This is a genomic window from Rheinheimera sp. UJ63, from assembly GCF_021568285.1.
In the GTDB taxonomy this organism is placed as follows: Bacteria; Pseudomonadota; Gammaproteobacteria; order Enterobacterales; family Alteromonadaceae; genus Alishewanella; species Alishewanella maricola.
In genome coordinates, this window is record NZ_JAKGTQ010000002.1 from 635,744 (window position 1) to 657,844 (window position 22,101).

The 22,101-nt window shown below is 46.5% G+C and carries 18 protein-coding genes; 9 read left to right on the forward strand and 9 right to left on the reverse strand.

All coding sequences use genetic code 11. The features are described from left to right. Positions 1–195: 195 nt before the first annotated feature. Positions 196–1,743: a methyl-accepting chemotaxis protein gene (locus L1N97_RS09020; protein WP_236129548.1), complete on the forward strand. Its 1,548-nt coding sequence runs from the start codon at positions 196–198 to the stop codon at positions 1,741–1,743. A 189-nt stretch (positions 1,744–1,932) separates the two neighbouring features. Further along, a complete protein-coding gene (locus L1N97_RS09025; protein WP_236129549.1) occupies positions 1,933–4,248 on the forward strand; it encodes a putative bifunctional diguanylate cyclase/phosphodiesterase in 2,316 nt (771 codons plus the stop codon). A 27-nt stretch (positions 4,249–4,275) separates the two neighbouring features. Here L1N97_RS09025 and L1N97_RS09030 read toward each other — a convergent pair whose 3' ends face one another. Continuing rightward, entirely contained in the window at positions 4,276–5,190 is a 915-nt protein-coding gene (locus L1N97_RS09030; protein ID WP_236129550.1) for a LysR family transcriptional regulator, read from the reverse strand. A gap of 91 nt (positions 5,191–5,281) precedes the next feature. On the opposite strand from L1N97_RS09030, the gene L1N97_RS09035 reads away from it, so the two are divergent. Next, positions 5,282–6,205 (forward strand): sodium-dependent bicarbonate transport family permease, encoded by a 924-nt coding sequence (locus L1N97_RS09035; protein WP_226752113.1) that lies wholly within the window; start codon positions 5,282–5,284, stop codon positions 6,203–6,205. A gap of 51 nt (positions 6,206–6,256) precedes the next feature. On the opposite strand, the gene L1N97_RS09040 is transcribed toward L1N97_RS09035, so the two are convergent. Both L1N97_RS09040 and L1N97_RS09045 read right to left on the reverse strand, forming a co-directional pair. Next, a complete protein-coding gene (locus tag L1N97_RS09040) occupies positions 6,257–7,705 on the reverse strand; it encodes a protein adenylyltransferase SelO (protein WP_236129551.1) in 1,449 nt (482 codons plus the stop codon). A gap of 131 nt (positions 7,706–7,836) precedes the next feature. After that, on the reverse strand, positions 7,837–8,706 hold the full coding sequence (locus L1N97_RS09045; RefSeq protein WP_236129552.1) for a MurR/RpiR family transcriptional regulator: 870 nt from the start codon (positions 8,704–8,706) through the stop codon (positions 7,837–7,839). Between the two features lie 159 nt (positions 8,707–8,865). Between L1N97_RS09045 and L1N97_RS09050 the strand changes: the two genes are divergently transcribed. Next, positions 8,866–9,570: a DUF445 family protein gene (locus L1N97_RS09050; RefSeq protein WP_236129553.1), complete on the forward strand. Its 705-nt coding sequence runs from the start codon at positions 8,866–8,868 to the stop codon at positions 9,568–9,570. A 33-nt stretch (positions 9,571–9,603) separates the two neighbouring features. Here the strand turns inward: L1N97_RS09050 and L1N97_RS09055 are convergent, their stop codons facing one another. The 4 genes from L1N97_RS09055 to L1N97_RS09070 are packed head-to-tail and all read right to left on the reverse strand — an operon-like array spanning position 9,604 to position 15,149. Then, a complete protein-coding gene (locus tag L1N97_RS09055; RefSeq protein ID WP_236129554.1) occupies positions 9,604–10,332 on the reverse strand; it encodes a 3'-5' exonuclease in 729 nt (242 codons plus the stop codon). A gap of 2 nt (positions 10,333–10,334) precedes the next feature. Next, on the reverse strand, positions 10,335–12,203 hold the full coding sequence (locus L1N97_RS09060) for a DUF294 nucleotidyltransferase-like domain-containing protein (protein WP_229585741.1): 1,869 nt from the start codon (positions 12,201–12,203) through the stop codon (positions 10,335–10,337). Positions 12,204–12,211: 8 nt separating this feature from the next. Continuing rightward, complete coding sequence (locus L1N97_RS09065; protein ID WP_236129555.1) at positions 12,212–13,843, reverse strand: BCCT family transporter; 1,632 nt, start codon at positions 13,841–13,843, stop codon at positions 12,212–12,214. Between the two features lie 16 nt (positions 13,844–13,859). Beyond that, a complete protein-coding gene (locus L1N97_RS09070; RefSeq protein ID WP_236129556.1) occupies positions 13,860–15,149 on the reverse strand; it encodes a carbohydrate porin in 1,290 nt (429 codons plus the stop codon). A 330-nt stretch (positions 15,150–15,479) separates the two neighbouring features. Between L1N97_RS09070 and L1N97_RS09075 the strand changes: the two genes are divergently transcribed. The 3 genes from L1N97_RS09075 (at position 15,480) to L1N97_RS09085 (ending at position 16,696) form a co-directional block, all read left to right on the forward strand. Then, on the forward strand, positions 15,480–15,755 hold the full coding sequence (locus L1N97_RS09075) for a hypothetical protein (protein WP_236129557.1): 276 nt from the start codon (positions 15,480–15,482) through the stop codon (positions 15,753–15,755). Positions 15,756–15,819: 64 nt separating this feature from the next. Continuing rightward, the gene (locus L1N97_RS09080; RefSeq protein ID WP_236129558.1) at positions 15,820–16,206 is read left to right on the forward strand and encodes a DUF1622 domain-containing protein; all 387 of its coding nucleotides are present in this window, start codon (positions 15,820–15,822) and stop codon (positions 16,204–16,206) included. 100 nt (positions 16,207–16,306) lie between these two features. Next, positions 16,307–16,696: a DUF1761 domain-containing protein gene (locus tag L1N97_RS09085; protein ID WP_236129559.1), complete on the forward strand. Its 390-nt coding sequence runs from the start codon at positions 16,307–16,309 to the stop codon at positions 16,694–16,696. 72 nt (positions 16,697–16,768) lie between these two features. Here the strand turns inward: L1N97_RS09085 and katG are convergent, their stop codons facing one another. Both katG and L1N97_RS09095 read right to left on the reverse strand, forming a co-directional pair. Continuing rightward, the gene (gene katG / locus L1N97_RS09090) at positions 16,769–18,952 is read right to left on the reverse strand and encodes a catalase/peroxidase HPI (protein WP_236129560.1); all 2,184 of its coding nucleotides are present in this window, start codon (positions 18,950–18,952) and stop codon (positions 16,769–16,771) included. 174 nt (positions 18,953–19,126) lie between these two features. Further along, positions 19,127–19,408 (reverse strand): hypothetical protein, encoded by a 282-nt coding sequence (locus L1N97_RS09095; RefSeq protein WP_226752099.1) that lies wholly within the window; start codon positions 19,406–19,408, stop codon positions 19,127–19,129. A 243-nt stretch (positions 19,409–19,651) separates the two neighbouring features. Here L1N97_RS09095 and L1N97_RS09100 point away from each other — a divergent pair, with 243 nt between their 5' ends. Together L1N97_RS09100 and crcB are read left to right on the forward strand one after the other, a co-directional pair. Beyond that, positions 19,652–21,415: an ABC transporter transmembrane domain-containing protein gene (locus L1N97_RS09100; RefSeq protein ID WP_236129561.1), complete on the forward strand. Its 1,764-nt coding sequence runs from the start codon at positions 19,652–19,654 to the stop codon at positions 21,413–21,415. 86 nt (positions 21,416–21,501) lie between these two features. After that, the gene (crcB, locus tag L1N97_RS09105) at positions 21,502–21,897 is read left to right on the forward strand and encodes a fluoride efflux transporter CrcB (protein WP_236129562.1); all 396 of its coding nucleotides are present in this window, start codon (positions 21,502–21,504) and stop codon (positions 21,895–21,897) included. Positions 21,898–22,101 lie beyond the last annotated feature (204 nt).

Genomic DNA, 22,101 nt, shown 5'->3' on the forward strand with positions numbered 1-22,101 from the left:
GCAGCAGTTAATTTCTTTAAAATCAGGTTGAATGTCAAAATCTCTGATATGCTTATAATATCTAAATGCTTGATTTATGGTGGTAGGTTCCGGTTTTATTAACAACTGTTGTTATTGAAGATCGGTTCTGTAAGTTCAACTCGCGGTTATGATCTTTTACGGTATCTGACCCTTTGCAAAGGCTAACAATAGGTTATGAGAAAAAATTTACCAGTAACAAATCAACGGCAACGCTTTGCCCTTGAACAGCGGTTAATTTCAGTAACAGATACCCGTGGCGTCATTGTTGACTGCAATGATGCTTTTATGAAGATCAGTGGCTTTTCTCGTGAAGAGTTGATTGGCCAACCGCATAATTTAGTGCGCCATCCTGATATGCCTCCCGAAGCGTATGCCAATATGTGGTCATACTTAAAAAAAGGCCAACCTTGGATGGGGCTGGTTAAAAACCGTTGTAAAAACGGTGATTATTATTGGGTTGATGCTTATGTCATGCCGATCACGGAAAAAGGCAATGTGGTGGGTTATGAGTCGGTTAGATGCTGTCCAAGAGAAGAGGACGTGGTTCGCGCTGAGAAATTATACAAGCAGATCAGCCAAGGCAAAAAATCATTAAATTTACCCAGTATTCCTATTATGGTGCTAATGGCCATTTTATTGATTAGTGTGGCGACATTCTTACTTGCCGATCTCGCCGTTGCACAATGGGTGCTCATTGCCGGTTTATTGGTTCTTGCCGCCACTTATCAGCAACGACGCGCTAAGTTATTAAGTGATTTAAAAACCTTATTAGCCGGTCGTTTTACCGATCCTTTAGCAGCGTCAAGTTATACCGATGATCGCTCAGAAATAGGGTTATTAAAAGTCAGTATTTTAAGCGATAGGGCGCATTTGGCCTCGATGATTACCCGTATTGAAAGTGCAGCAAAAGATGTATCACGTGATTCAAGCCGTGGTTTGGTACTCACGCGTGAAGCAAATGTTGAAATTGATCGCCAGCAAGCCGAAACGCTGCAGGTGGCTTCGGCGATGAATGAGATGACCACCACGATAGCAGAAGTAGCGCATCATGTTACGGATACCGCTTTGCAGGCCGACAAAGCGAATAAACTTTCAAGCAAAGGTAATGAAATTGCTGATCGCACCCGTCAATCGATAGAGAAACTGCGGGAAACCGTCGCGACTATTGGCCATTCGGTTACCGAAGTGGCCGATCAAACCGGTAAGATTGTGCAAGCGGCGCAAATGATTGAACAAATTGCCGATCAAACGAATTTATTGGCTTTAAATGCGGCCATTGAAGCGGCCAGAGCCGGTGAGCAGGGTCGTGGTTTTGCGGTGGTAGCAGATGAAGTACGAAATTTAGCACGGCGCACTCAACAGTCTACGCAAGAGATCTATGGTATTGTGACGGAGTTGACCGCGCGTGCAGAGAATGCCGTGCAAGTAGCCAAACAAGGCGCGATTGACGCCGATGCCGGTGTACATAAAGTGCAAGAAAGTAGCGATATGCTTAATGGTATTAATGCTGCGGTCAGTGATATTGCTCAAATGTCGACTCAAATGGCCACCGCGGTAGAAGAGCAGGCGCATGTCGCTGACGATATTAATCGGCAGATCGTCAATATCTCGGTTTTAGCAGAGCAAAGTACTAAAGCTGCCATTGAAGCCTCAGTAACGTTAGAGCAACTGAATACGGTGTCTGATGATTTAGCGGAAATGGTGCATCGCTTTAAACGTTAGTATTTTATTAACATAGGGCTTTAACACCTTGATAGGTTAAAGCCTGAAAAGTATTGAATTATTTACAACGTAATGATTGACGGTAATGCTTTTCCGGTGCATCTTAGTTCTTGTTATTAAAAATATATATCATGTTTTTAACTTTTCCTCTGAGTATTTAGAGGTGTTGATTTAGGCTGAAGGCTCGAGATGTTTAATTCTTTACGTAGTCAGTTAACCTTATTGCTGGTTGCTTTACTGGTATTGCTGGCAGTTGTCACCGGCTACGCTACCCTCAGCACGATGCGCCAAGATAGCGAAGAACAAGCCCGTCAAATTCTCAAGGTTTCTACTAATGTGTTTCGGCAAACACTGCAGGTTAGAAGCGATCAGTTAACGGAAAGTGTCCGCATTTTAGCGGCTGATTTTGGTTTTCGCCAAGCCGTTGCTACCGCTGAGCAAGGCACCATTCAAAGTGTTTTAGAAAATCATGGCGGCAGAATTAATGCAAATTTATCGGTATTATTTGCCCTTGATGGTCGCATGCTAGCCTCAACGTTGCCGATTATCAATCTTGACCCCTTACAGCAAAGCTTTCAAGCCGCCCGCTCACAGCAGGGCGCCTTTGCCGATATCATCAGTTTGGACAACGAAGCCTATCAAATCGTATTAGTGCCGGTTCGAGCCCCGCAAGTGGTGGCTTGGGTTGGCATGGGGTTTACTGTCGATGAGCAGCTTGCACAGCAAATTCAGAATATCACCGGCTTAGATGTTAGTTTCTCTCAGTTATCTGGCGCTAACCGTAACATGTTAACAACGACCTTAGTGCCGGGGGCACAGCAACAATTTTCAGCTATGCTGCAAAACGTGCTGCTGGGTGAGTCGCAAATTTTAATGGATGAGAGTGAAAACTACATTTCGCAAGCCTTTGCTTTAGATCAAGACAATCAGTTATGGGCTTGGCTGCATTTACCGAATGAGCGTTGGTTAAGCAATTATCAGCAGTTACGCAGTCAATTAGTGCAAATTTTTAGTCTGGGTTTGGCTTTAGCTTTAGTCGTGGCGTTCTTTTACACCCGCAGTGTTACACGCCCTTTAGAACAGTTGGTGCAGTTTGCTACCGCGATAGGCAAGGGATCTACAGTTGCAGCGCCGGAAGTAAAACTCGCTGAAATTGGCATGTTAGCCAATACGTTAACCAGAATGCGTACGGGTATTTATCAGCGAGAAACGCAATTAAAAGAACAAGCCGAGCGAGATAGCTTAACGGGTTTAGGTAATCGTTTGGCGGTGGAGAAACATTTGCCGCGCTTGTTTGCGATGGGGGATGGCCAGTTACTGCAAATTAATATCGCTAAATTTAAGCATGTGAATGATAGTTTTGGTTTTAGCAACGGCGATGTGTTGTTACAGCAATTGGCTTCTCGTTTGGTGTTAAATAATGACATTACCTTCTCTGCACGCTTAGGCGCCGATGAGTTTTTAATTGTCTTACCCGAGAGTATCAGTGATATCGCGCGTGATGTACTGTTAAAACAATTAAGCCAACCCTTTGATATCGCCGGCTCGGCGATTTCTTTGCAATTGATAGCCGGTAGCTATTTATATCTTCAAGGCGAGGATGATGTGAATAAGGTGCTGCGCCGCTTAGATATTGCCTTAAACTCTGCCAAAAATAAGGGTTTGGCGCTGGCGCTGTATCAAAGTGGCCAAGATGAAAGTCATCAGCGAGAGCTGACAATAATTCGTGATTTACCGATAGCCTTGAGCAGCGGTCAGATGCATATCGTGTATCAACCCAAAGTCGATATTATGGCGCAACATTGTAATAGTGCTGAAGCTTTGATCCGCTGGCAACATCCGCAATTGGGTTTTATTTCACCTGTCGAGTTTATTTTGTTGGCTGAACGCTCGGGTAATATTAATTTGATTTCAAATTGGATGCTGCAATCGGTGATCAAGCAGTTGGCAGCCTGGCAAGAATGCCATCCGGATTTGACGGTTGCGGTTAACTTGTCGGCTAATGATTTATTAGATGAACATTTACCGCAGACGATTGTCGAGTGGCTAGAAGAGTGGCAAGTACCGGTTTCAGCCTTAAGTTTAGAAGTGACCGAAAGCGCGGTTATGCAAGACACGGTAAAAGTCATTAATAATTTACAGCAACTGAAAACATCGGGTATTCGCTTAGCCATTGATGATTTTGGTACGGGCCAATCGTCATTAGCCTATTTAAAATCCTTACCGGTGCATGAGCTAAAAATAGACCGTGCTTTTATTAAAGATATTGAAAACAATTTCCAAGATGCGTTGATTGTCAAAGCCGCCACTCAGCTGGCAATAGGCTTAGGCTTGAAAGTCACAGCAGAGGGGCTAGAGAATCGCAGTGGTTTAGCCAGCGTGCTGCAAGCCGGTTGTCAGAATGTGCAGGGCTATTACTTTTCTAAACCACTTTCTGCTGAAGATTTCAGTCTTTGGTTAACATCGTTTTCAAGCCAAGGTGGTACGTTTTTTAATGAGGCTTAAGCGGCTATTGCTGTCGTTTAGCTTGGTTTAAACCCCAAGCGGATCGTGCCATTTGGCCAGGCTTTGCTCTATAAACTGTTGTAAACGCACCGCGGCTGGCGGTAAGCGTTTGTTGGTATGGCGTACTAAATACCAATGGCTACTCAATGGAAAGCCTTGTACCGGTAAAATAACTAACCGATCATGGGGCAACTGCAATGTATGTGCGGACAATACGGCTAAGCCTAAACCGGCACTGACACTTAAGCGGATCGCCTCGTTGGTTTCTATCTGCATACTGTGCGCTAATTCAATCGCTTGGCTACTTAGCCAAGTATCAAAAATCATCCGTGTGGCAGAGCCCGGCTCACGTAACAAGAAGCGTTCTGTTTTTAATTGTTTAAAACTCAGTTTGCTTTGTTTAGCTGCCCAATGTGTTAAGGGCGCCACTAAATACAAGGGGTTTCGCACAACAGGTTTAGCATGCACATGGTCGCCACTGGGTGGGTGGCTAAATAAATAGAGGTGATCTTGTTGTTGTTCAAACCGCTCTAAGATGCGTGCACGGTTACCAATATGCAAGGTCACTTGAACTGCCGGATAATCTTGATAAAACGCCGCTAATAGCTCGGGTAATAAATATTGGGCGGTGTTCACTACCGCCAGTGAGATACTACCGATACTACCACTTTGTTGTTGGCTTAATTGAAAACGGAGTTCTGATAGCCGTTCATCAATATCCTGAGCCGCTTGGTACAGTAACTCACCTGCGGCGGTGAGCTGTAACTTTTGTTGTTGATAATCGACCAGCGGCGTACCGACCGCATCGCTGAGTTTTTTAAGTTGCAACGATACGGTGGGCTGTGTCAGATGCAGCGCTCGTGAAGCCGCGGTTATGCTGCCATGCTGCACCACTTGGCGAAAAACCTGTAATAAACGAAAGGTGAGTAAACGCTGATCCATAGATAATTATCTATATTGATTTGCTTTATTATTAATTAGCATAAAAAGCTAGGCTTAGGCAAGATAGCGCCCAAAATGAAAGGAGCTAAAAATGCCAGATATCGTCATCATGTTTTTTGCGTTGGGTCTGATTGCAGGCTTGGTTAAGTCTGATTTAAAAGTACCCGTGCCGATTTATGAAACCTTATCGATTTTATTAATGCTGACCATTGGTTTAAAAGGTGGCATGGCATTACATGGCGTACCACTACTGCCATTACTGCCTGAATTAGGCAGCATTATTTTAGCCGGTGCCGTGTTGCCCTTGGTGCTCTATCCGGTGTTACGTAAGTTAGTAAAATTAGAAAGCGCGGATGCAGCCAGTATTGCGGCGCATTATGGCTCAGTCAGTGCTGGTACTTTTGCGGTGGTGCTCGCGGTGGTCAGCGCCAGTGGCTTAGCGATGTCTCCACAAACAACCTTGTATTTGGTGTTATTAGAGTTGCCAGCGATTGTGATGATGCTGTGGTTGTACCGTTATCTTAATGGTAGCAAAGCCAGCGGTTTAGCGATTTTGCATGAAGCGTTAACCAGTCGTGGCGTACTTTTGCTCACCGGTGGCTTGGTGATTGGTGCCTTATATGGTCAGTCAGGTTTGGCGGATATTTCAGTCGTCTTGGTAGGCGGTTTTAAAACCTTACTTGCGTTATTCTTACTTGAAATGGGCTTATGTACCGCTAAAGTATTTCAACCTCTGCCATGGCGGCAATGGCGCTTAATGATCTTCGCAATCGTTACGCCCATGGTGTTAGCCAGCTTTGGTTTACTGTTAGCGGCCTTGCTCAGTTTACCCGCAGGCAGTGCGTTGGTGTTAGCGACCTTAATGGCCAGTGCGTCTTACATTGCCGCACCCGCGGCTATTCGTGCGGCTATTCCGCAAGCCGATATAGGCCTTGCGTTACTTGCCTCGTTGGGCATTACCTTTCCGTTTAATATCCTCGTCGGTATTCCGCTTTATCAAAGCTGGTTAGCTTAAAACTTTAACGTGCTGCGGGTGTAGTGCCGAGCTAAACCCGCGCTATTCGAGTTAGGTGCCACAAAAGGTTTGTTTAACACATTGCGCGGCGCTCGCCGGTTGTTGATAAGGCGCATTTTCTGGCGTAGCGCTAAAAGGATCTTGCCACAGCTTATGCAGGGTATTAAACAAGGTTAAATCACCGGTATCACTAATCTCATCAATCACTTGTTGAATAAGATGATTACGTGGGATCAGTACGGGGTTTGCTTTGGCCATAATGGCATGAGCAGCAACCTGCTGACTTGCTAAACGCTGTTGCCAGCGAGCTAGCCATTGTTGTAAGGGCGCTAAAGCGATCTTTTGCTGTAAGTAAGGTGTATCAGCGTTTAATAAATCCCGAAAAGACAAGGTAAAATCAGCCGCAGCATCTTGTAATAAGTTTAGAAAATCTTCAATTAACGAACGATCCTCCGCAACCGGGTGGGCAATACCCAGTTTAGCAGCAAAACGGCTGAGCCATTGTTGTTGGTAAATATCAGGAAATTGATTTAACTCGGCCATGGCTAACTCAATGGCCGCGGCTTGATCCGGCGCCAGTAGGCCAAGCAGTGCTTCGGCCAGACGAGCAAGGTTCCACTGCGCCACTGCAGGCTGATTTTTATAAGCATAGCGACCTTGTTGGTCAATATAACTAAACACTTGCTGCGCGTTGTAGGCTTCCATAAAAGCGCAAGGGCCGTAATCGATAGTTTCAGCCGACAACAGCATATTGTCAGTATTCATCACCCCATGAATAAAACCTAAGCTCATCCACTGCGCCACCAAGGCCGCTTGGCCAGCAATCACGGCGTGTAACAAACCACGATAAGGGTTTTCTGTGTGAGTTAATGTTGGGTAATGGCGTGCAATCACATAATCGGCTAAGGCTTTTACCACTGAGCTATCGCTTTGGCTTGCAGCAAATTGCAGGGTACCGATACGAATATGGCTACTGGCCACTCGAGTTAAAATAGCGCCCGCTAAACCTTCATCTCGAAAAACCACCTCACCGGTACTGACTGCAGCAAGGGCGCGTGTAGTCGGAACACCTAATGCATGCATGGCTTCGCTGATCAGGTATTCGCGGATCACGGGGCCAATGGGGGAGCGACCATCACCGCGACGCGAGTAGGGGGTTTGCCCCGCGCCTTTTAATTGTAAATCAAGCCGTTTGCCTTGGCTGTCTCGTACTTCAGCCAATAAAATGGCACGGCCATCACCAAGTCGAGGCACATAATGGGCAAATTGATGACCAGCATAAGCTTGCGCTAAAGGCGCTGTCCATGCGGGCAGTTGGTTACCACTGAACAGATCCAAGCCCGCGGTGCTGTGCCAATATGCTTCAGGTAAGGCTAGCTCTGCAGCTAATGCTTGATTAAAGGCGATAAATTGTGGCGCTTTTACCGGTGTCGGCTGGCAATCTGCATAACAGATAGGCGGTAACTGGCGATAACTGTGTTCAGGCTGAAATGACGACATAAACGACTCACTGTTGAGCACGCCGCGAAGCAGCGTGTGCGACTAATGGTTGAGTAGTTTACTCGGGTATTACGCTAGACACAACGCTCGCCGGCAGCAGGGGCTACCGCGAGTAGCGGCTGTGAAAGTGCTTAGACTTTATTACTGGCATTGGGATCGCGATAGCGACTGACCGCTGCATTGGATGCTGCGAGCATTTTTCGGCCTTTAGCAGAAGATTGCGTCAGTAAAATAAACAGCAAATCGATCACTAACTCTTGGGCGTTACGTGACAAGATTGACGACAGACGCACCGCGCTTTCGTTGGCCATGGTTTTCAGGTTAACGGCCGATAATTTGGCAATGGTGTTGGGCGCAAAGCCGGTTAAGCTGAGGAGCTTTAATTTATGACTGCGCGCATAGTGGGCAATCGCCACCATTTCTGGCGTTTCGCCCGATTCACTGAGCATAAACAGCACATCCTTACTGCCAAAATGGGCTAACTCAGATAACTGTATATGGTTATCACTCTCTGCCGTCGCGTTCATGCCTAATTTACGCAGCTTAAGACAAAAATCTTGTGCCACTAAAAAGGATGCGCCTTTACCGGTCAGCATGATACGCCGCGCTTGCAATAAGATACGGCATACCTGTTCCATCAGTTGTTGTTCATTTGCGCTGAGTGTGTGGGTTAACACCGCAATTTTACCGGCTAATAACTTGCGGGCCATCTCTGAATAGGAGTCATCTAAAGCAATATCACCGTGTAATTTATCATCTTGCGGCTCAGGAAAGTTAAGCACGGTATCATTAACAGCAAACTTAAAATCGGGATAGCCTTTATAACCGAGTTTTTGGCTAAAACGTACTACGGTGGCCTGGCTGACCCCCACTTGTTGTGCTAATTCTTGCGAGGATAATTGACGAATAAGTTGCGGATTTGCCATCACAAAATCGGCAATTGCTTGTTCTGTTTTGCGTAAGCGTCCTTGCACTAGCGCAATACGTTGTAATACGGCCATAACGTCTCTGTGTTTACCAATATGGTGTGCAGTATAAGCTGACTCGCTGCTTGAAAACTAGCTTAGCTTAGCGGCGAATAATTTAAAGGATTGCTGATTTGCCACGCGACGCTTACAATTGCCGATCGCGTAAGTTGTTAATAAAGGAAGCGTTACACCGTGTTAAACAAAAACTTTTTAACCAATTTTTTAGCCTGTGTCTTGGTGTTGATCGGTTGGTTGCTCGACCATGCCTTGTTACTCAATATGGGGTTATTTGCGTTGGCTGGCGCCATTACCAATACCTTGGCCATTCATATGCTGTTTGAGCGCGTGCCGTTTTTATATGGATCGGGCGTGATCCCATTGCGTTTTAATGAGTTTAAAACGGGTATTCGCCAGTTAGTCATGACACAGTTTTTTAGCCGTGAACATATGCAGCGTTTTTTAACCGCAAAAGAGCAGCAGCAGGCTTTTGATTTTGCCCCCATTATTGAGCAAACTGATTTATCGGCTACCTTTACCGGTTTGTTAAAGGTGGTGGAGCAATCTTCATTAGGCGGCATGTTGGCAATGTTTGGTGGCAGTGCGGTGTTGCAACCATTACAAGAGCCATTTTTAACGAAGCTGAAGCAATCGTTAATTGATATCACGCAAACTCCAGAGTTTCATCAGCAAGTGCAAGCCCAGTTATTACAGGCCGATCAGTTGCATCAACTGGCCGAACAAGTTGAGCACATTGTGCAACAGCGCTTAGATGAGTTAACCCCGGCATTAGTAAAAGACATTATCCAACAAATGATCCGCGAGCATCTCGGTTGGTTAGTGGTGTGGGGCGGTGTTTTCGGTGGTTTGTTAGGTTTATTGGCAGGCGTGTTAATTTAATTTTTTTAAAATCGCATTAATAATGAGTGGCCTTTAGCTCCACAAGTCGGCAATCGGTGTGTTTGGGGTGTAGCGGGTGGCGAGTTGAGCTTGAAATAATTCAGCGCAGGCTAAAGCATCGGTGACGGCATGATGCGGTAAATAGGGCGGTAAGCCGTAGCGTTGCCGACTGGCCGATAAGCGGATTGAAGTGCGGGGCGTTTTACGAAATTGCTGCCATAAGCTCAACGGTTTAGCGCGATGTACTTTGGCTTCTAAGGCCATCGTATCAATCACCGGGAACTGTAATGGCTCACCTAAGCGAACCTGCAAAGCGGCGGTTAAAAAGCGCCGCTCAATATCGGCACAATGCACTAATAAAATTTTGCCGGCAATGGCCGCTAAAAACTCGGGTAATATCTCAATCAGATCGGGTGCCGTTTGTAGGGCACTGTCGGTAATGCGATGAACGCGTACTGAGCTATTAGTTAGCTCAAAACGCGGTTTTACCAGCCATTGCTGTGCCGCTGAATTTAAAATACGCTGCCCCTGCACCGGCACTAAGCCAATACTTACAATACCATGCTGGCTGGGATCTAAACCGGTGGTTTCCAGATCTAATGCCATGATGGGTGTTTCGCTCACCGGCGTATCGGGGCTGACTAAACCTTGTTGATAATATTGGCGCAATAATAAATGCCGGCTACTTTGGGCCAATTCTCTAAAACGTTGCTGCCAATTTAGGCGAGTGGGGCTGGGCTGAGTTGATCCAAGATAGAACATGGTTAGGCCTGAAAGTGAAATTTAAGAAACTTCTGCGCATTAGCCAGCACTTGAAAGGCCGCTTTTAAATGCTTACGCTCAAATTCAGACAGTTGTTCAGGCAGGACATTATTATCGGGGTTTTGCTGTTGTTGTAACATGGCTGCCTGATGGCGAATGCGCGTCATCGCAATCACTTCATAGGCATCCCGTAAATCGTCAGCCCGACCTTTGGGTAAGATATTCAATTTACTTAATCGTGCTAAACGTTGGTAACTACTCGGGTTATCAAAGCCAAGCGATAAGGCATACACTCGTAATAAATCGGCTAACGGCGCGGTACCGCGGCGTTTAATATTCAACGATTTATTATGCTTACCATCTTCATCCATCACAAAATCTTGAAAAAAGCCCAGTGGCGGCGTGCGCAGCAGCGCATTGCGCGCCATTGAGGCCAAAAAGGTTTTATGTAAAGGCGCTTGTTGGGCAATTTGTTGATTTAATTGCGTGGCCCATTGGTTTTCCCCCCAGACGCCGTCTAAATCAAAGAAGATATTACTGTGTAGCAGTTTTTCGGGTGCGGGTTTTAAGATCCAGTCACTAAAATACTGTTGCCACACTTTTAAGGGCTGCCGCCAACGAGGATTAGTGGCCATAATATTGCCACTACATAAAGGATAACCACACTGATCCAACCCCTGACAAACAAAGTTGGCCAAAGCTGCAAAATAAGCATCATGTTGCTCGGCAACATAGCGGTCATCTAAGATAAGTGCGTTATCTTGATCGGTGACGATCAGTTGTTCATCCCGCGCCATTGAGCCTAAAGCGACAAAGCAATAGGGAATAGGTGGTGGGCCAAGTTGTTGTTCGGCTAATTCTAACAGCCGCTGTTTAAAACTACGGCCAATGGTGGCCATGGCGCTGCCAATCATTTGTGAATTCGCATCTTCATTGACCATTCGCACAAAGCAGGCTTGAACCGCAGGGCGCAACTGCGCTAATTCTGCAACGGTTTGCTGCTGATAAATGCTGCTGACGATATACAAGCTGTTGTTTGATTCGTGTCGAATAATATCGGCAATGGCGATCACACCCAGCGCTTTATGTTGTTGCAACACCGGTAAATGATGCAAATTATGCCTCAGCATAATCATCATCGCCTCAAATACAAACTGCTCGGCTTGAACAGTGACCAGTTCTCGCGTCATGATTTGCTGAACGTTAATATCACTTTGCAAACCCGCGGCAACTAAGCGATTACGAATATCGCGATCGGTAATTAAACCGCAAATATGTTCAGGCTTTGCAGGATCGGTTAATAATAAACACGAGACGCTCGCTTCGCGCATTAAGGCCGCCGCTTCATACACGGTGGCATCCGCTGACAACATGACCGGCTCACGATTAACTAACTCGCAGACCTGGGCACTCATTAGCTGATGATCCGCCGCTTTGGCTAAGCGAGGCGTTGCGCGACGCATCGCATCACCGACTTCGACATAATCAGCGAAAAATTCGTTATTATCGAACAATTGCTCAAAGGCCACTGCTGGCACTAAATAAATTAATGTATCTTCCAGCGCACGGGCAGGGAAGCGCACTTTTTTACCACGCAACAAGCCTTGTTCACCAAATAAACCGCCTTCAGCCAGGCGATTATATAAATCGCCATTACGCCGAAAGGTTTCAACCACACCTGAGCGGATCACATACAAGGCATCTAACGGAGCATTGTAGGTGAGGATCTCGCTACCGGCGCGATAATAGGCCACATCAATCTGTTGTGCCAAAGTGGTTTGCTCCGGCAACGACAGCTCTTGAAATGGCGAGTGTCGTTGCAAGAAACTTAATACCTCGAGTTGTTCAATTTCTAATTGATCGCTGCTCATTGGGTCGTTTAATCCGGTCTGGGTTCAGACATCAAACCTTTGATAATAGCGATAGACGCTGCCAAAAGCACCAAGGTAAACGGCAAGCCGGTTGAGACCGCCATGGCCTGCAAGGCTGTTAAGCCACCACCCAGTAATAGCACTACAGCAACTAACCCTTCAAAAGTACACCAGAACACACGTTGTACCGTTGGCGCATTTACTTTGCCGCCGGCGGCAATGGTATCGATAACCAGTGAGCCTGAATCTGAAGAGGTCACAAAAAACACCACAACCAAAATAATGGCGATAAACGAGCTGATTTGCGCTAGCGGTAACGCATCAAGCATGGCGAATAATTGCAGTGGCAAAGCCGCTTCTACTGCCGCCTGATAACCGTCTTGCACCACTTGGCTAATGGCGGTACTACCAAATACGGTCATCCAGAATACACAGGCTAATGACGGGATTAACAGTACTGAGATTAAAAATTCGCGTACGCTACGACCACGAGAAACCCGTGCGATAAACATACCAACAAACGGTGACCAGCTGATCCACCATGCCCAGTAAAAGGTCGTCCAGCCTTGTGAATAATTGGTATCTTCGCGACCTATCGGATTAGATAGTGCGGGTAAATGTTCTAGGTAGCTAATCAGGTTGGTGGTGAAACCGGAGAAGATCGCTAACGTCGGGCCAACAATGATGACGAAGAGCAGCAGTAATGCGGCTAATACCATATTAATTTCCGACAGTCGTTTAACACCGGCTTCTAAGCCAGCAACCACTGAGAATAAGGCGATTGCGGTAATACCAATAATCAACAGTACTTGGGTAGTAGTCCCACCTGGAATATCAAATAAATAGGTTAAACCGGCACTGGCTTGTGATGCACCAAAACCCAGCGAGGTGGCTAAACCAAATAGGGTAGCAAACACCGCGAGGATATCGATAATATGCCCAGGCCAGCCCCAAACGCGTTCCCCTAAGATAGGGTAAAACACTGAGCGAATGGTCAGAGGTAAGCCTTTATTAAAACTAAATAAAGCTAAACCTAAGGCTAAAATGGCATAAATTGCCCATGGATGCAGCGCCCAGTGAAAAATCGTTGCTGCCATCGCAAGTTCTGCTGCAGCGGCGCTGTCACCCGCGGCACCGCCTAACGGCGCCCAGTCGGTGCGTACACCGTCGGTAAATTGTGTGCCCTGCATTGCTGTACCAAAATGCGTTAGTGGCTCAGAAACACCATAAAACATTAAGCCAATACCCATACCGGCGGCAAACAGCATGGAAAACCAACCCATATAGCTAAAATCAGGTGTGGCTTCAGTACCGCCTAAACGGACTTTCCCCAAGGGGCTAACAATAAGCGCCAAACAAATCAACACAAAAATATTGGCTGCCGATAGGAAAAACCAATCGAGGTTTGAGGTTAAGGTATTACGCAAAGTGGTAAATGCTGGGCCAGCTTCTTCCCGAAAAACCAGGGTTAAAATGACAAAAGCAATAATCGCCAAAGCGGAAATTAAAAAAACGCGGTTGTGAATATCCAGACCAAAAGGACCAATTTTCACGACAACATTGTCTTGACCAATTTGGTAATCGGTATCAATCGGATTGACGGCCCCATCGGGGATCATCGGATCTTTTTGTTGTGTCATACATTAAATCCTTTGCTTAGAAATAATAACCAATATTGATGTTGAAACGGCGCTCGGTATCATCGCTGTTACCTGCAGCACTGCCGCCAACAAAGGGTTGGTTGCGGGCATGCACTAAATCGAAATAAGTGAAGAGACCGCCTGCAGCAACAGAGAAACCGGCGACATTCATCATGGTATCGGCGGTACCGTCCGATTTGTCGTATACCAAGCCGTAGTTGTTATAAAATTGCAGACCCGTTACTGGGCCCCATTGCACGGGCAGGCTGTAAGCAATATTGGCTGTTATTGATTTGGCTTCAGCGGCAATACTGTCGTAGAAGGCATAAGCGCCAACGGCGATCCGTGTTGTGTCATCTAAGTTGTAGTTGTACTCGGTGTGCTGTAATTGCAAGTTCCAGCGACCATAGTGGCTGTTAAGGTGTAAACCAAAGGCATTGTAGTCACCCGCACGTTGCCGACCGTCATGTAAGCCACCGGCTAAAGCCGAGATCCCCAGTTCGGTTTTTACACCGGCAAATTCGGTGTGATAAGCAAAGCGACCACTTAAGGTGTTGTATTCGCCAATCGCATAACTGGGATCGGCATAAATCCCTTCGTTGCCCACACGGCCACCCACGATGTCATAAGAATAACGATCTGCACGGTCTTCGACATAACCATCTACGCCGCCGAGCTCATCATTTTTGAAGAAACCCACATCTAACTGCCAGTTGTCGGCAATTTGTCGCTTAAACAGGACCCCTAAGTCAAAATCATCTTCTAAACCTAGGTAGTAATTGGTGCTAAAGAAGTAGTTATGCGAGTTATAAGGCCAGTTGCCGAACGGGACTTGAATAATACCGGCTTGAGTTTGCCAATTTTCAGATAATTGATAGCCAACATAGGCGTATTTAATGGCTGTCATGTAATCAAAGAAACGGATTTCGGCATCCAGTGTGACATCGCCAACGCTGCCATGCAGGTTTAAGCGAAAAATATCAAAATCAAAATCACCGCCACGGTTCTTATTACCATCGCTATAAGAGGTATGACTAAAGTTGGTACGAATAGCACCCCCCACGCGAATACCGTCTGCTTTCTCTTCTGCCGGCTCAGTGGCCTCTATTTCAACTTCTTTAACAACGGTGACGGTTTTAGCGTCAGCTGTTGTCGCTTCTTGTTGCGCTAAACGGGCTTCAAGACGGGCGATTTGTGCTTTTAATAATTCGAGTTGGGCTTTGACATCTTGTTGCTCATCAGCAACAACGGTAGCAGGGGTTAAGGCGGCAGTAATAAAGAGTGCCAACAGTGATTTTTTGATCATAAGAAGTGCCTGTTTTAGATGGGTCTATTAAACAAGCGACATAGTATAGCACAATCTTGAGGCATCCCCAAACTGGCTTAAATTTAAGCTCTTCATTTTAAATGAATATTTAAAATTCAAGCCCTAATGTATTTGTGTTAAGTCAGTGCTTGACTGCATTGATAACAAGGTTTTCGTTACACCGAGCATGCAGTTATTACAGCCGAAGATTATTCAGCTATATTTAAGATATTGTTTTTACAAATCGATTTTTTTGTACCTGCTGCGATGTTAGCTGTTGCTACTTGCAAAATGATATGGATTTTTTTATCTCGTCATTGGGAGTTTGTTGTGCAAAAACTGATTGATCAACATAGTTTACTTGTGCTTCTCTTCAGTATTTTCGTGCTGTTAATGTTCCCTTTTTTAGCCATGCAAGTTACTGCAGAAGTCTATTGGAGCCTCACTGACTTTATACTGGCGGCAGCGTTATTGTTTGTCTTCGGTTTTACTATTTTGGTTATTAGGCGCAAAGTAACTGGCAGAATAACGCGGCTGAGCTTACTGCTACTTTGTGTCGCGTTATTTTGTTTGGTGTGGGCACAGCTGGCAGTTGGGCTGTTTTAAATAAGACTTACCCATGTTAGGCCTTATTTAATACGTTAATTTAACTTTATAGGTGATGTATTTAATGCACTTTGCTGAATTTTTCTTGATTGTAGGTTATGCCATCGAAGCGGTGGGGGTGTTTGTGATTGTCGCCGGTATGGTGATTTCATCTGTCAGTTATCTGCGTAATTTTCGAAAGATGGCTGAGGGGCAGGCTTATTTGGCGTATCGTCGACAATTGGGGCGTTCAATTATTTTGGGCTTAGAGTTTTTGATTGCAGGCGATATTGTCAGAACGGTGGTGGCGGCCGAAACATTGGAAAACGTGGGTTTGTTGGGGCTGATTATTCTGATACGGGCCTTTTTAACCATGAGCTTGCATGTTGAAGTGGAAGGGCGTTGGCCTTGGCAAAATCATACTGAAAAAACCGTTGCTAAAAAGCCTAGCAAAGACCAAAACCCTAGCTAGGGTAAAGTGTTATGCAGTAGCGGCAGGTGCGCGAGCGAGATTCATTAACAATAATAATATGGCATACCCAGTATGGTTGCCGTGGTGATGGAGAATTGACATGGTTGAGGTAAGTATACTTGCCGTATTGGTAGCAGCAATCAGTAGTTTTGTGCTGGGTGGCTTGTGGTATTCCCCCTTACTGTTTGGTAAGGCTTGGCTGAAAGAAAGTGGCGCACCGACAACACCGGGTCACCCCGCTAAGGTATTTGGTATCAGTTTTATCTGCAGTTTGCTGGCAGCTTATGCCTTTGCAGTGTTAATGGGGTCGTCTGCAGATCTGGCCACGGCCTTGCACATGGGTTTATTAGTTGGCGTGTGTTTTGTCGCCACCAGTTTTGGCATTAATTATCAGTTTGTGCAACGCAGTGGTCGCTTGTGGTTAATTGATGGTGGCTATCATATCTGTCAGTTTTTGTTGTACGGTTTGGTGTTGGGTTTGTGGCCTTAATGTCTGAGTATTAGGGTCTACAAAAAGAACAGGCACCGCGTGGGTGCCTGTTTTGATTCTTTTAAAAGCGAATTATTTCAGATCAAACCGATCGGCATTCATCACTTTTACCCAGGCGTTAACAAAGTCTTTTACAAACTTTTCCTGGTTATCGTCTTGCGCATACACTTCGGCATAAGCACGTAAAATAGAGTTTGAACCGAAGACTAAATCGACTCGTGTCGCTGTCCATTTTACTGTGCCGGTGTCACGGTCAACAATGTTGTAGCTATTGCGGCCCGTTGGTTTCCAGCTGTATTGCATGTCGGTTAAGTTAACAAAGAAATCATTACTTAACACCCCTTCACGGTCGGTAAAGACACCATGTTTGCTGCCAGCATAGTTGGTGCCAAGTACCCGCATACCACCGATTAACGCGGTCATTTCTGGCGCTGTTAAGCCTAATAGCTGCGTTTTATCTAACATCATTTCTTCTGGCTGTACCGCATAATCTTTTTTCAGATAGTTGCGGTAGGCATCATGTAAGGGTTCTAACACCTCAAACGCTTCGATATCCGTTTGTTGTTGTGACGCGTCGCCACGACCAGCAGCAAAGGGCACGCTAACATTCACGCCTGCCGCTTTGGCGGCTTGCTCAATTGCGGCGCTACCCCCTAACACAATGAGATCAGCGATACTGACGTTTTTACCGAAGCTGGCTTTGATGTGATCAAACACCGCCAAGACTTTTTGTAAACGAGCAGGCTCGTTACCTTCCCAATCTTTTTGAGGCGCCAGACGAATACGCGCGCCATTAGCACCACCACGATAATCTGAGCCACGGAATGTACGGGCGCTATCCCAAGCGGTTGCCACTAACTCACCAATGGTTAAACCACTGGCTAAGATTTTTGCTTTTAATGCCGTTACATCAGCATCGCTGAGTTGATAATCGGCAGCGGGGATCGGATCTTGCCAAATTAACTCTTCTGCTGGCACATCTGGGCCAAGGTAACGGCTACGAGGGCCTAAATCACGGTGCGTTAATTTAAACCAGGCCCGGGCGAATACGTCATCAAAATAAGCCGGATCTTTATAAAAACGCTCAGAGATTTTGCGATACTCTGGGTCCATTTTCAGCGCCATATCGGCATCGGTCATCATCGGGTTACAACGAATTGACGGATCTTCCACATCAACCGGCTTATCTTCTTCTTTAATGCTTACCGGCTCCCACTGACTGGCACCGGCTGGGCTTTTGGTCAGTTGCCAATCGTGTTCTAGCAGTAAATAAAAGTAACCGTTATCCCATTGGGTAGGGTTGGTAGTCCACGCGCCTTCAATACCACTGGTCATGGTATCGCGACCTATGCCACGGGTTTTGTGGTTAACCCAGCCAAAGCCTTGCTCTTCAATCGGCGCGCCTTCTGGCGCCGGGCCTAGATTGCTCTCTTTGTTGTTACCATGCGCTTTACCGACGGTATGGCCACCTGCCGTTAAAGCAACGGTTTCTTCGTCATTCATGGCCATGCGTTGAAAAGTCACGCGCATGTCGTGTGCGGTTTTAAGCGGATCGGATTTGCCATCAACCCCTTCCGGATTGACATAAATTAAGCCCATCATCACTGCAGCGAGTGGGTTTTCTAAATCTCGCTCACCAGAGTAACGAGTACCTGGGCTACCAGATGGGGCTAACCATTGTTTTTCTGAGCCCCAGTAGGTGTCTTTTTCTGGATGCCAAATATCTTCGCGGCCACCGGCAAAACCAAAGGTTTTAAAACCCATAGATTCATAAGCCATGTTACCGGCTAAGATCATTAAATCGGCCCAAGAGAGTTTATTGCCGTATTTCTTTTTAATTGGCCATAGTAAGCGACGAGCTTTGTCTAGGTTACCGTTATCAGGCCAGCTGTTCAGTGGCGCAAAGCGTTGGTTACCCGTTCCGGCACCGCCACGACCATCGGCAATACGGTAGCTACCGGCACTGTGCCAAGCCATTCGAATAAATAAACCACCATAATGACCCCAGTCAGCCGGCCACCAAGATTGGCTGTCGGTCATTAAGGCTTTCAGATCGGTTTTAACTGCGTCTAAATCTAAAGTTTTAAAGGCTTCGGCGTAGTTAAAATCAGCACCCAGCGGATTGGTTTTCTGATCATGCTGGTGCAAGATGTCTAAATTAAGGGAGTTTGGCCACCAGGCCATAGTGCTGTTGGCATTGGCCGTGTTCGCGCCGTGCGCGATAGGGCATTTGCCAGAGGAATTGTTCGTACTCATTGATCACTCCTTGTTGAGGTCGTTGCAAAAACGTTTACGGCTAAGCCGTTTGTAACTGCATTGACTATAGACCCCTAACAAATTTTTTTAAAGTGACTTATTCCGAACAGTCTAATAGCTTTTTTGAATTAGGAAATGAATTGGTGGTTAAAATAAATGGCTAAAAGTGGCAGCTTAATGCGGTTGCCACTCTACACCGTAATGCGTAAATATCTCGGCATCGCGGTTATACCAGCGCCGAAACGGTTCAATATCAAAACCGTGTAATTGCGCCAGCCACGCATAACGTATAGCGGTTTTTAATAAATCAGGGTATTGCCAGATCCGGCCATAGGCAACCACTGCTAGCTCAGGTTGCTCGCCCAAAATATCAATTGCTTGCATCACTTTGTGTAAATAACGCAATTCTTCGGTAAACTCGGGAGTAATGCTGCTGTTATCGTGTTTGCTGCTCATTATGCCAGATCCTTTTTCCTACAATAATCCTATATCGGCCAGCCAGGAGTAAGGTTTAGCGGGATCCGTTACTATGACAACACTTATCACGCTAAGTGAATAAATTACTTGAATTTTATTATTTGTAAGTGGGTACAAGGCCATGCCACAGTCAACAGCGTTAAAGTTTAATTAGCGCTTGTATTCAGTGTTTGTTGTCACCATTTACAAGCTAGCCTGTTTGCTGACTTACCCGAGGAATGTATGACTGTTGCCAGCAAAGGCGTTGCCACACGTGCTGTATTACCGTGGATCGGCCGCTTTTTATTACCTTATCGCGGCCGTGTGGTCGCAGCCATTGTGTTTCTGTTGATTGGTTCTTTAGCCTGGCTGGGTTTAGGGCAGGGCGTGCGACTGATGGTCGACGAAGGCTTTGTTACCGGAGATTTAGCGCGTTTAAATCAACTCACTGCCCTAGTGCTTGGCATCACTTTACTTGCCTCGGTTGCGGTATTTTTACGCTTCTATTTTATGAGCTGGCTGGGTGAGCGCGTCAGTGCCGATATTCGCAATGCGGTGTATCACAATATGCTGAGGCTCTCACCGGCGTTTTACAGTGAAACGCGCACTGGCGAAGTCATTTCCCGTTTTACCGCCGATACCACCTTGTTACAAAGTGTGGTCGGATCCAGCCTTTCGATGGCACTGCGCTCTGCGGTGACGGCTATCGGCGGTTTAATTATGATGGCTTTTACCAGCTTTAAATTAACAGCCTTGGTATTTATCGCGGTGCCGTTAGTGCTGTTACCTATTTTAGTGTTAGGCAAAAAGGTACGGCAACTGGCGCGAGACAGCCAAGACAAATTAGCCGTTATTGGTGCTCATGTGGATCAAAGTCTGCACGAAATTCATACCGTACAAGCGTATGGTCACGAAGCGCGCGATGAAACCGTGTTTAATGCAAAAATCGAGCAGGTGCTCGCTGCCGCGCGCGGCCGTATTTTTTATCGTGCGTTGTTAATTGGTACGGTGATGCTGCTGAGTATCGGCGCTATCACCATTGTCGGTTATGTCGGCGCTTTAGATGTGGTGAGCGGGAAGGTCAGCCCTGGGCAATTAACTGCCTTCTTGTTTTATGCCGTAATGGTGGCCGGCGGCATGGCGACGATTAGCGAAGTCATTGGTGAGGTACAGCGTGCCGCAGGTGCGGCTGAACGTTTAATTGAATTAGCGGAAATGCCAGTGACGATTAGTGCGCCAGTGCAACCGCTAACGCTTACCGCTCCGGTGCGCGGTGAGCTGCAATTTAAGCAGGTTGCTTTTGCTTATCCGCAAGTCCCTGAACAAACCGTGTTGTCACAACTGGATCTGCACATTCAACCCGGTGAGCGTTTAGCCCTTGTTGGCCCCAGTGGCGCCGGTAAAAGTACTTTATTTCAATTGTTACAACGCTTTTATGATGTTACCGCAGGCAGCATAGCACTAGATGGCCAAGCCATTACACAGCTTGACCCTCAGCAGTTACGCGCACAATTTGCACTGGTACCGCAAGATGCCGTAATATTTGCCGATTCTGTTGTCGAAAACGTGCGCTATGGTCGGCCAGAGGCCAGCTTGGCTGACGTTAAAGCGGCCTGCCAAGCCGCGCGTGCCGATGAATTTATTCAGCAGTTTAGTGCCGGTTACGAAACACAACTGGGTGAGCGCGGTGTGCGCTTATCAGGTGGTCAAAAACAACGTATTGCCATTGCCCGCGCCATTTTAGCGGATCGGCCGATTTTGTTATTAGACGAAGCCACCAGCGCTTTAGATGCCAGCAGCGAACACGCTGTTAAGCAAGCGTTAGAGCAAGCGATGCAAGGTCGCACCACCTTGATCATTGCCCATCGACTGAGCACGGTACTGACTGCCGATCGCATTTTAGTGTTAGATAAAGGTCGCATAATTGCCAGCGGTAAGCATGACGAGCTTTTACAAAGTTGTGCGCTGTATCAAGAATTGGCGCAACTGCAATTTTTAACGGAGTAAGTTTTCACCAAAGCTGATAAGTTTGCCAGAGCGTTGGCAGGGTGCGGTGAGCTTTACAAACCCCAATAACAAGCAAAGAGTGCGCAATGTTACTACCTATTCTCGCCATCAGTGTTGGCGCTTCCTGCGGCGCGGTGTTGCGCTGGTTACTTGGCTCAGCGCTGAATCAACATTGGCATGTGTTACCACTGGGTACCTTGACTGCCAATTTACTGGGCGGTTTTTTAGTCGGGGTGGCGGTGCCATGGTTGGCGCAACACTCTAGCTTAGCGCCAGAGTGGCGTTTATTGATTATCACCGGCTTTTTAGGTGGCTTAACGACGTTTTCCACCTTTTCTGCGGAAGTGATTGAAATGCTGCTAGAGCAAAAAATGGCACACGCTGCTGCCACTGCAGGCCTCCATCTTTTCGGTTCTTTACTATTAACCGGGGTGGGTTTTGCCATTGCTCGTGTTTTGTTACAGCCTAGCGCGACAATTTAAGCTATTTGGGTTAACGCTTCGCCAGCGCGACAGGCTTCTGATCACCGCAGTTTGCTTATAATGATACTGATATGTACGCCAACGCTACACTGTGCAAATTTACAGTGTGGCGTTATACTGCCTGCTCGTTATGATATCGCAACCATCGTTATTGCCTTTGCAAACAGTTAACTTACCGTTTTAGCAAGTGCAGTCAAGTTTTCA

Bases quoted from the DNA above. Each gene is read 5' to 3' on its own strand.
- L1N97_RS09020 (WP_236129548.1), top strand. From the start codon at position 196: ATGAGAAAAAATTTACCAGTAACAAATCAACGGCAACGCTTTGCCCTT.
- L1N97_RS09025 (WP_236129549.1), top strand. From the start codon at position 1,933: ATGTTTAATTCTTTACGTAGTCAGTTAACCTTATTGCTGGTTGCTTTA.
- L1N97_RS09030 (WP_236129550.1), bottom strand. From the start codon at position 5,190: ATGGATCAGCGTTTACTCACCTTTCGTTTATTACAGGTTTTTCGCCAA.
- L1N97_RS09035 (WP_226752113.1), top strand. From the start codon at position 5,282: ATGCCAGATATCGTCATCATGTTTTTTGCGTTGGGTCTGATTGCAGGC.
- L1N97_RS09040 (WP_236129551.1), bottom strand. From the start codon at position 7,705: ATGTCGTCATTTCAGCCTGAACACAGTTATCGCCAGTTACCGCCTATC.
- L1N97_RS09045 (WP_236129552.1), bottom strand. From the start codon at position 8,706: ATGGCCGTATTACAACGTATTGCGCTAGTGCAAGGACGCTTACGCAAA.
- L1N97_RS09055 (WP_236129554.1), bottom strand. From the start codon at position 10,332: ATGTTCTATCTTGGATCAACTCAGCCCAGCCCCACTCGCCTAAATTGG.
- L1N97_RS09060 (WP_229585741.1), bottom strand. From the start codon at position 12,203: ATGAGCAGCGATCAATTAGAAATTGAACAACTCGAGGTATTAAGTTTC.
- L1N97_RS09065 (WP_236129555.1), bottom strand. From the start codon at position 13,843: ATGACACAACAAAAAGATCCGATGATCCCCGATGGGGCCGTCAATCCG.
- L1N97_RS09070 (WP_236129556.1), bottom strand. From the start codon at position 15,149: ATGATCAAAAAATCACTGTTGGCACTCTTTATTACTGCCGCCTTAACC.
- L1N97_RS09080 (WP_236129558.1), top strand. From the start codon at position 15,820: ATGCACTTTGCTGAATTTTTCTTGATTGTAGGTTATGCCATCGAAGCG.
- L1N97_RS09085 (WP_236129559.1), top strand. From the start codon at position 16,307: ATGGTTGAGGTAAGTATACTTGCCGTATTGGTAGCAGCAATCAGTAGT.
- katG (WP_236129560.1), bottom strand. From the start codon at position 18,952: ATGAGTACGAACAATTCCTCTGGCAAATGCCCTATCGCGCACGGCGCG.
- L1N97_RS09095 (WP_226752099.1), bottom strand. From the start codon at position 19,408: ATGAGCAGCAAACACGATAACAGCAGCATTACTCCCGAGTTTACCGAA.
- L1N97_RS09100 (WP_236129561.1), top strand. From the start codon at position 19,652: ATGACTGTTGCCAGCAAAGGCGTTGCCACACGTGCTGTATTACCGTGG.
- crcB (WP_236129562.1), top strand. From the start codon at position 21,502: ATGTTACTACCTATTCTCGCCATCAGTGTTGGCGCTTCCTGCGGCGCG.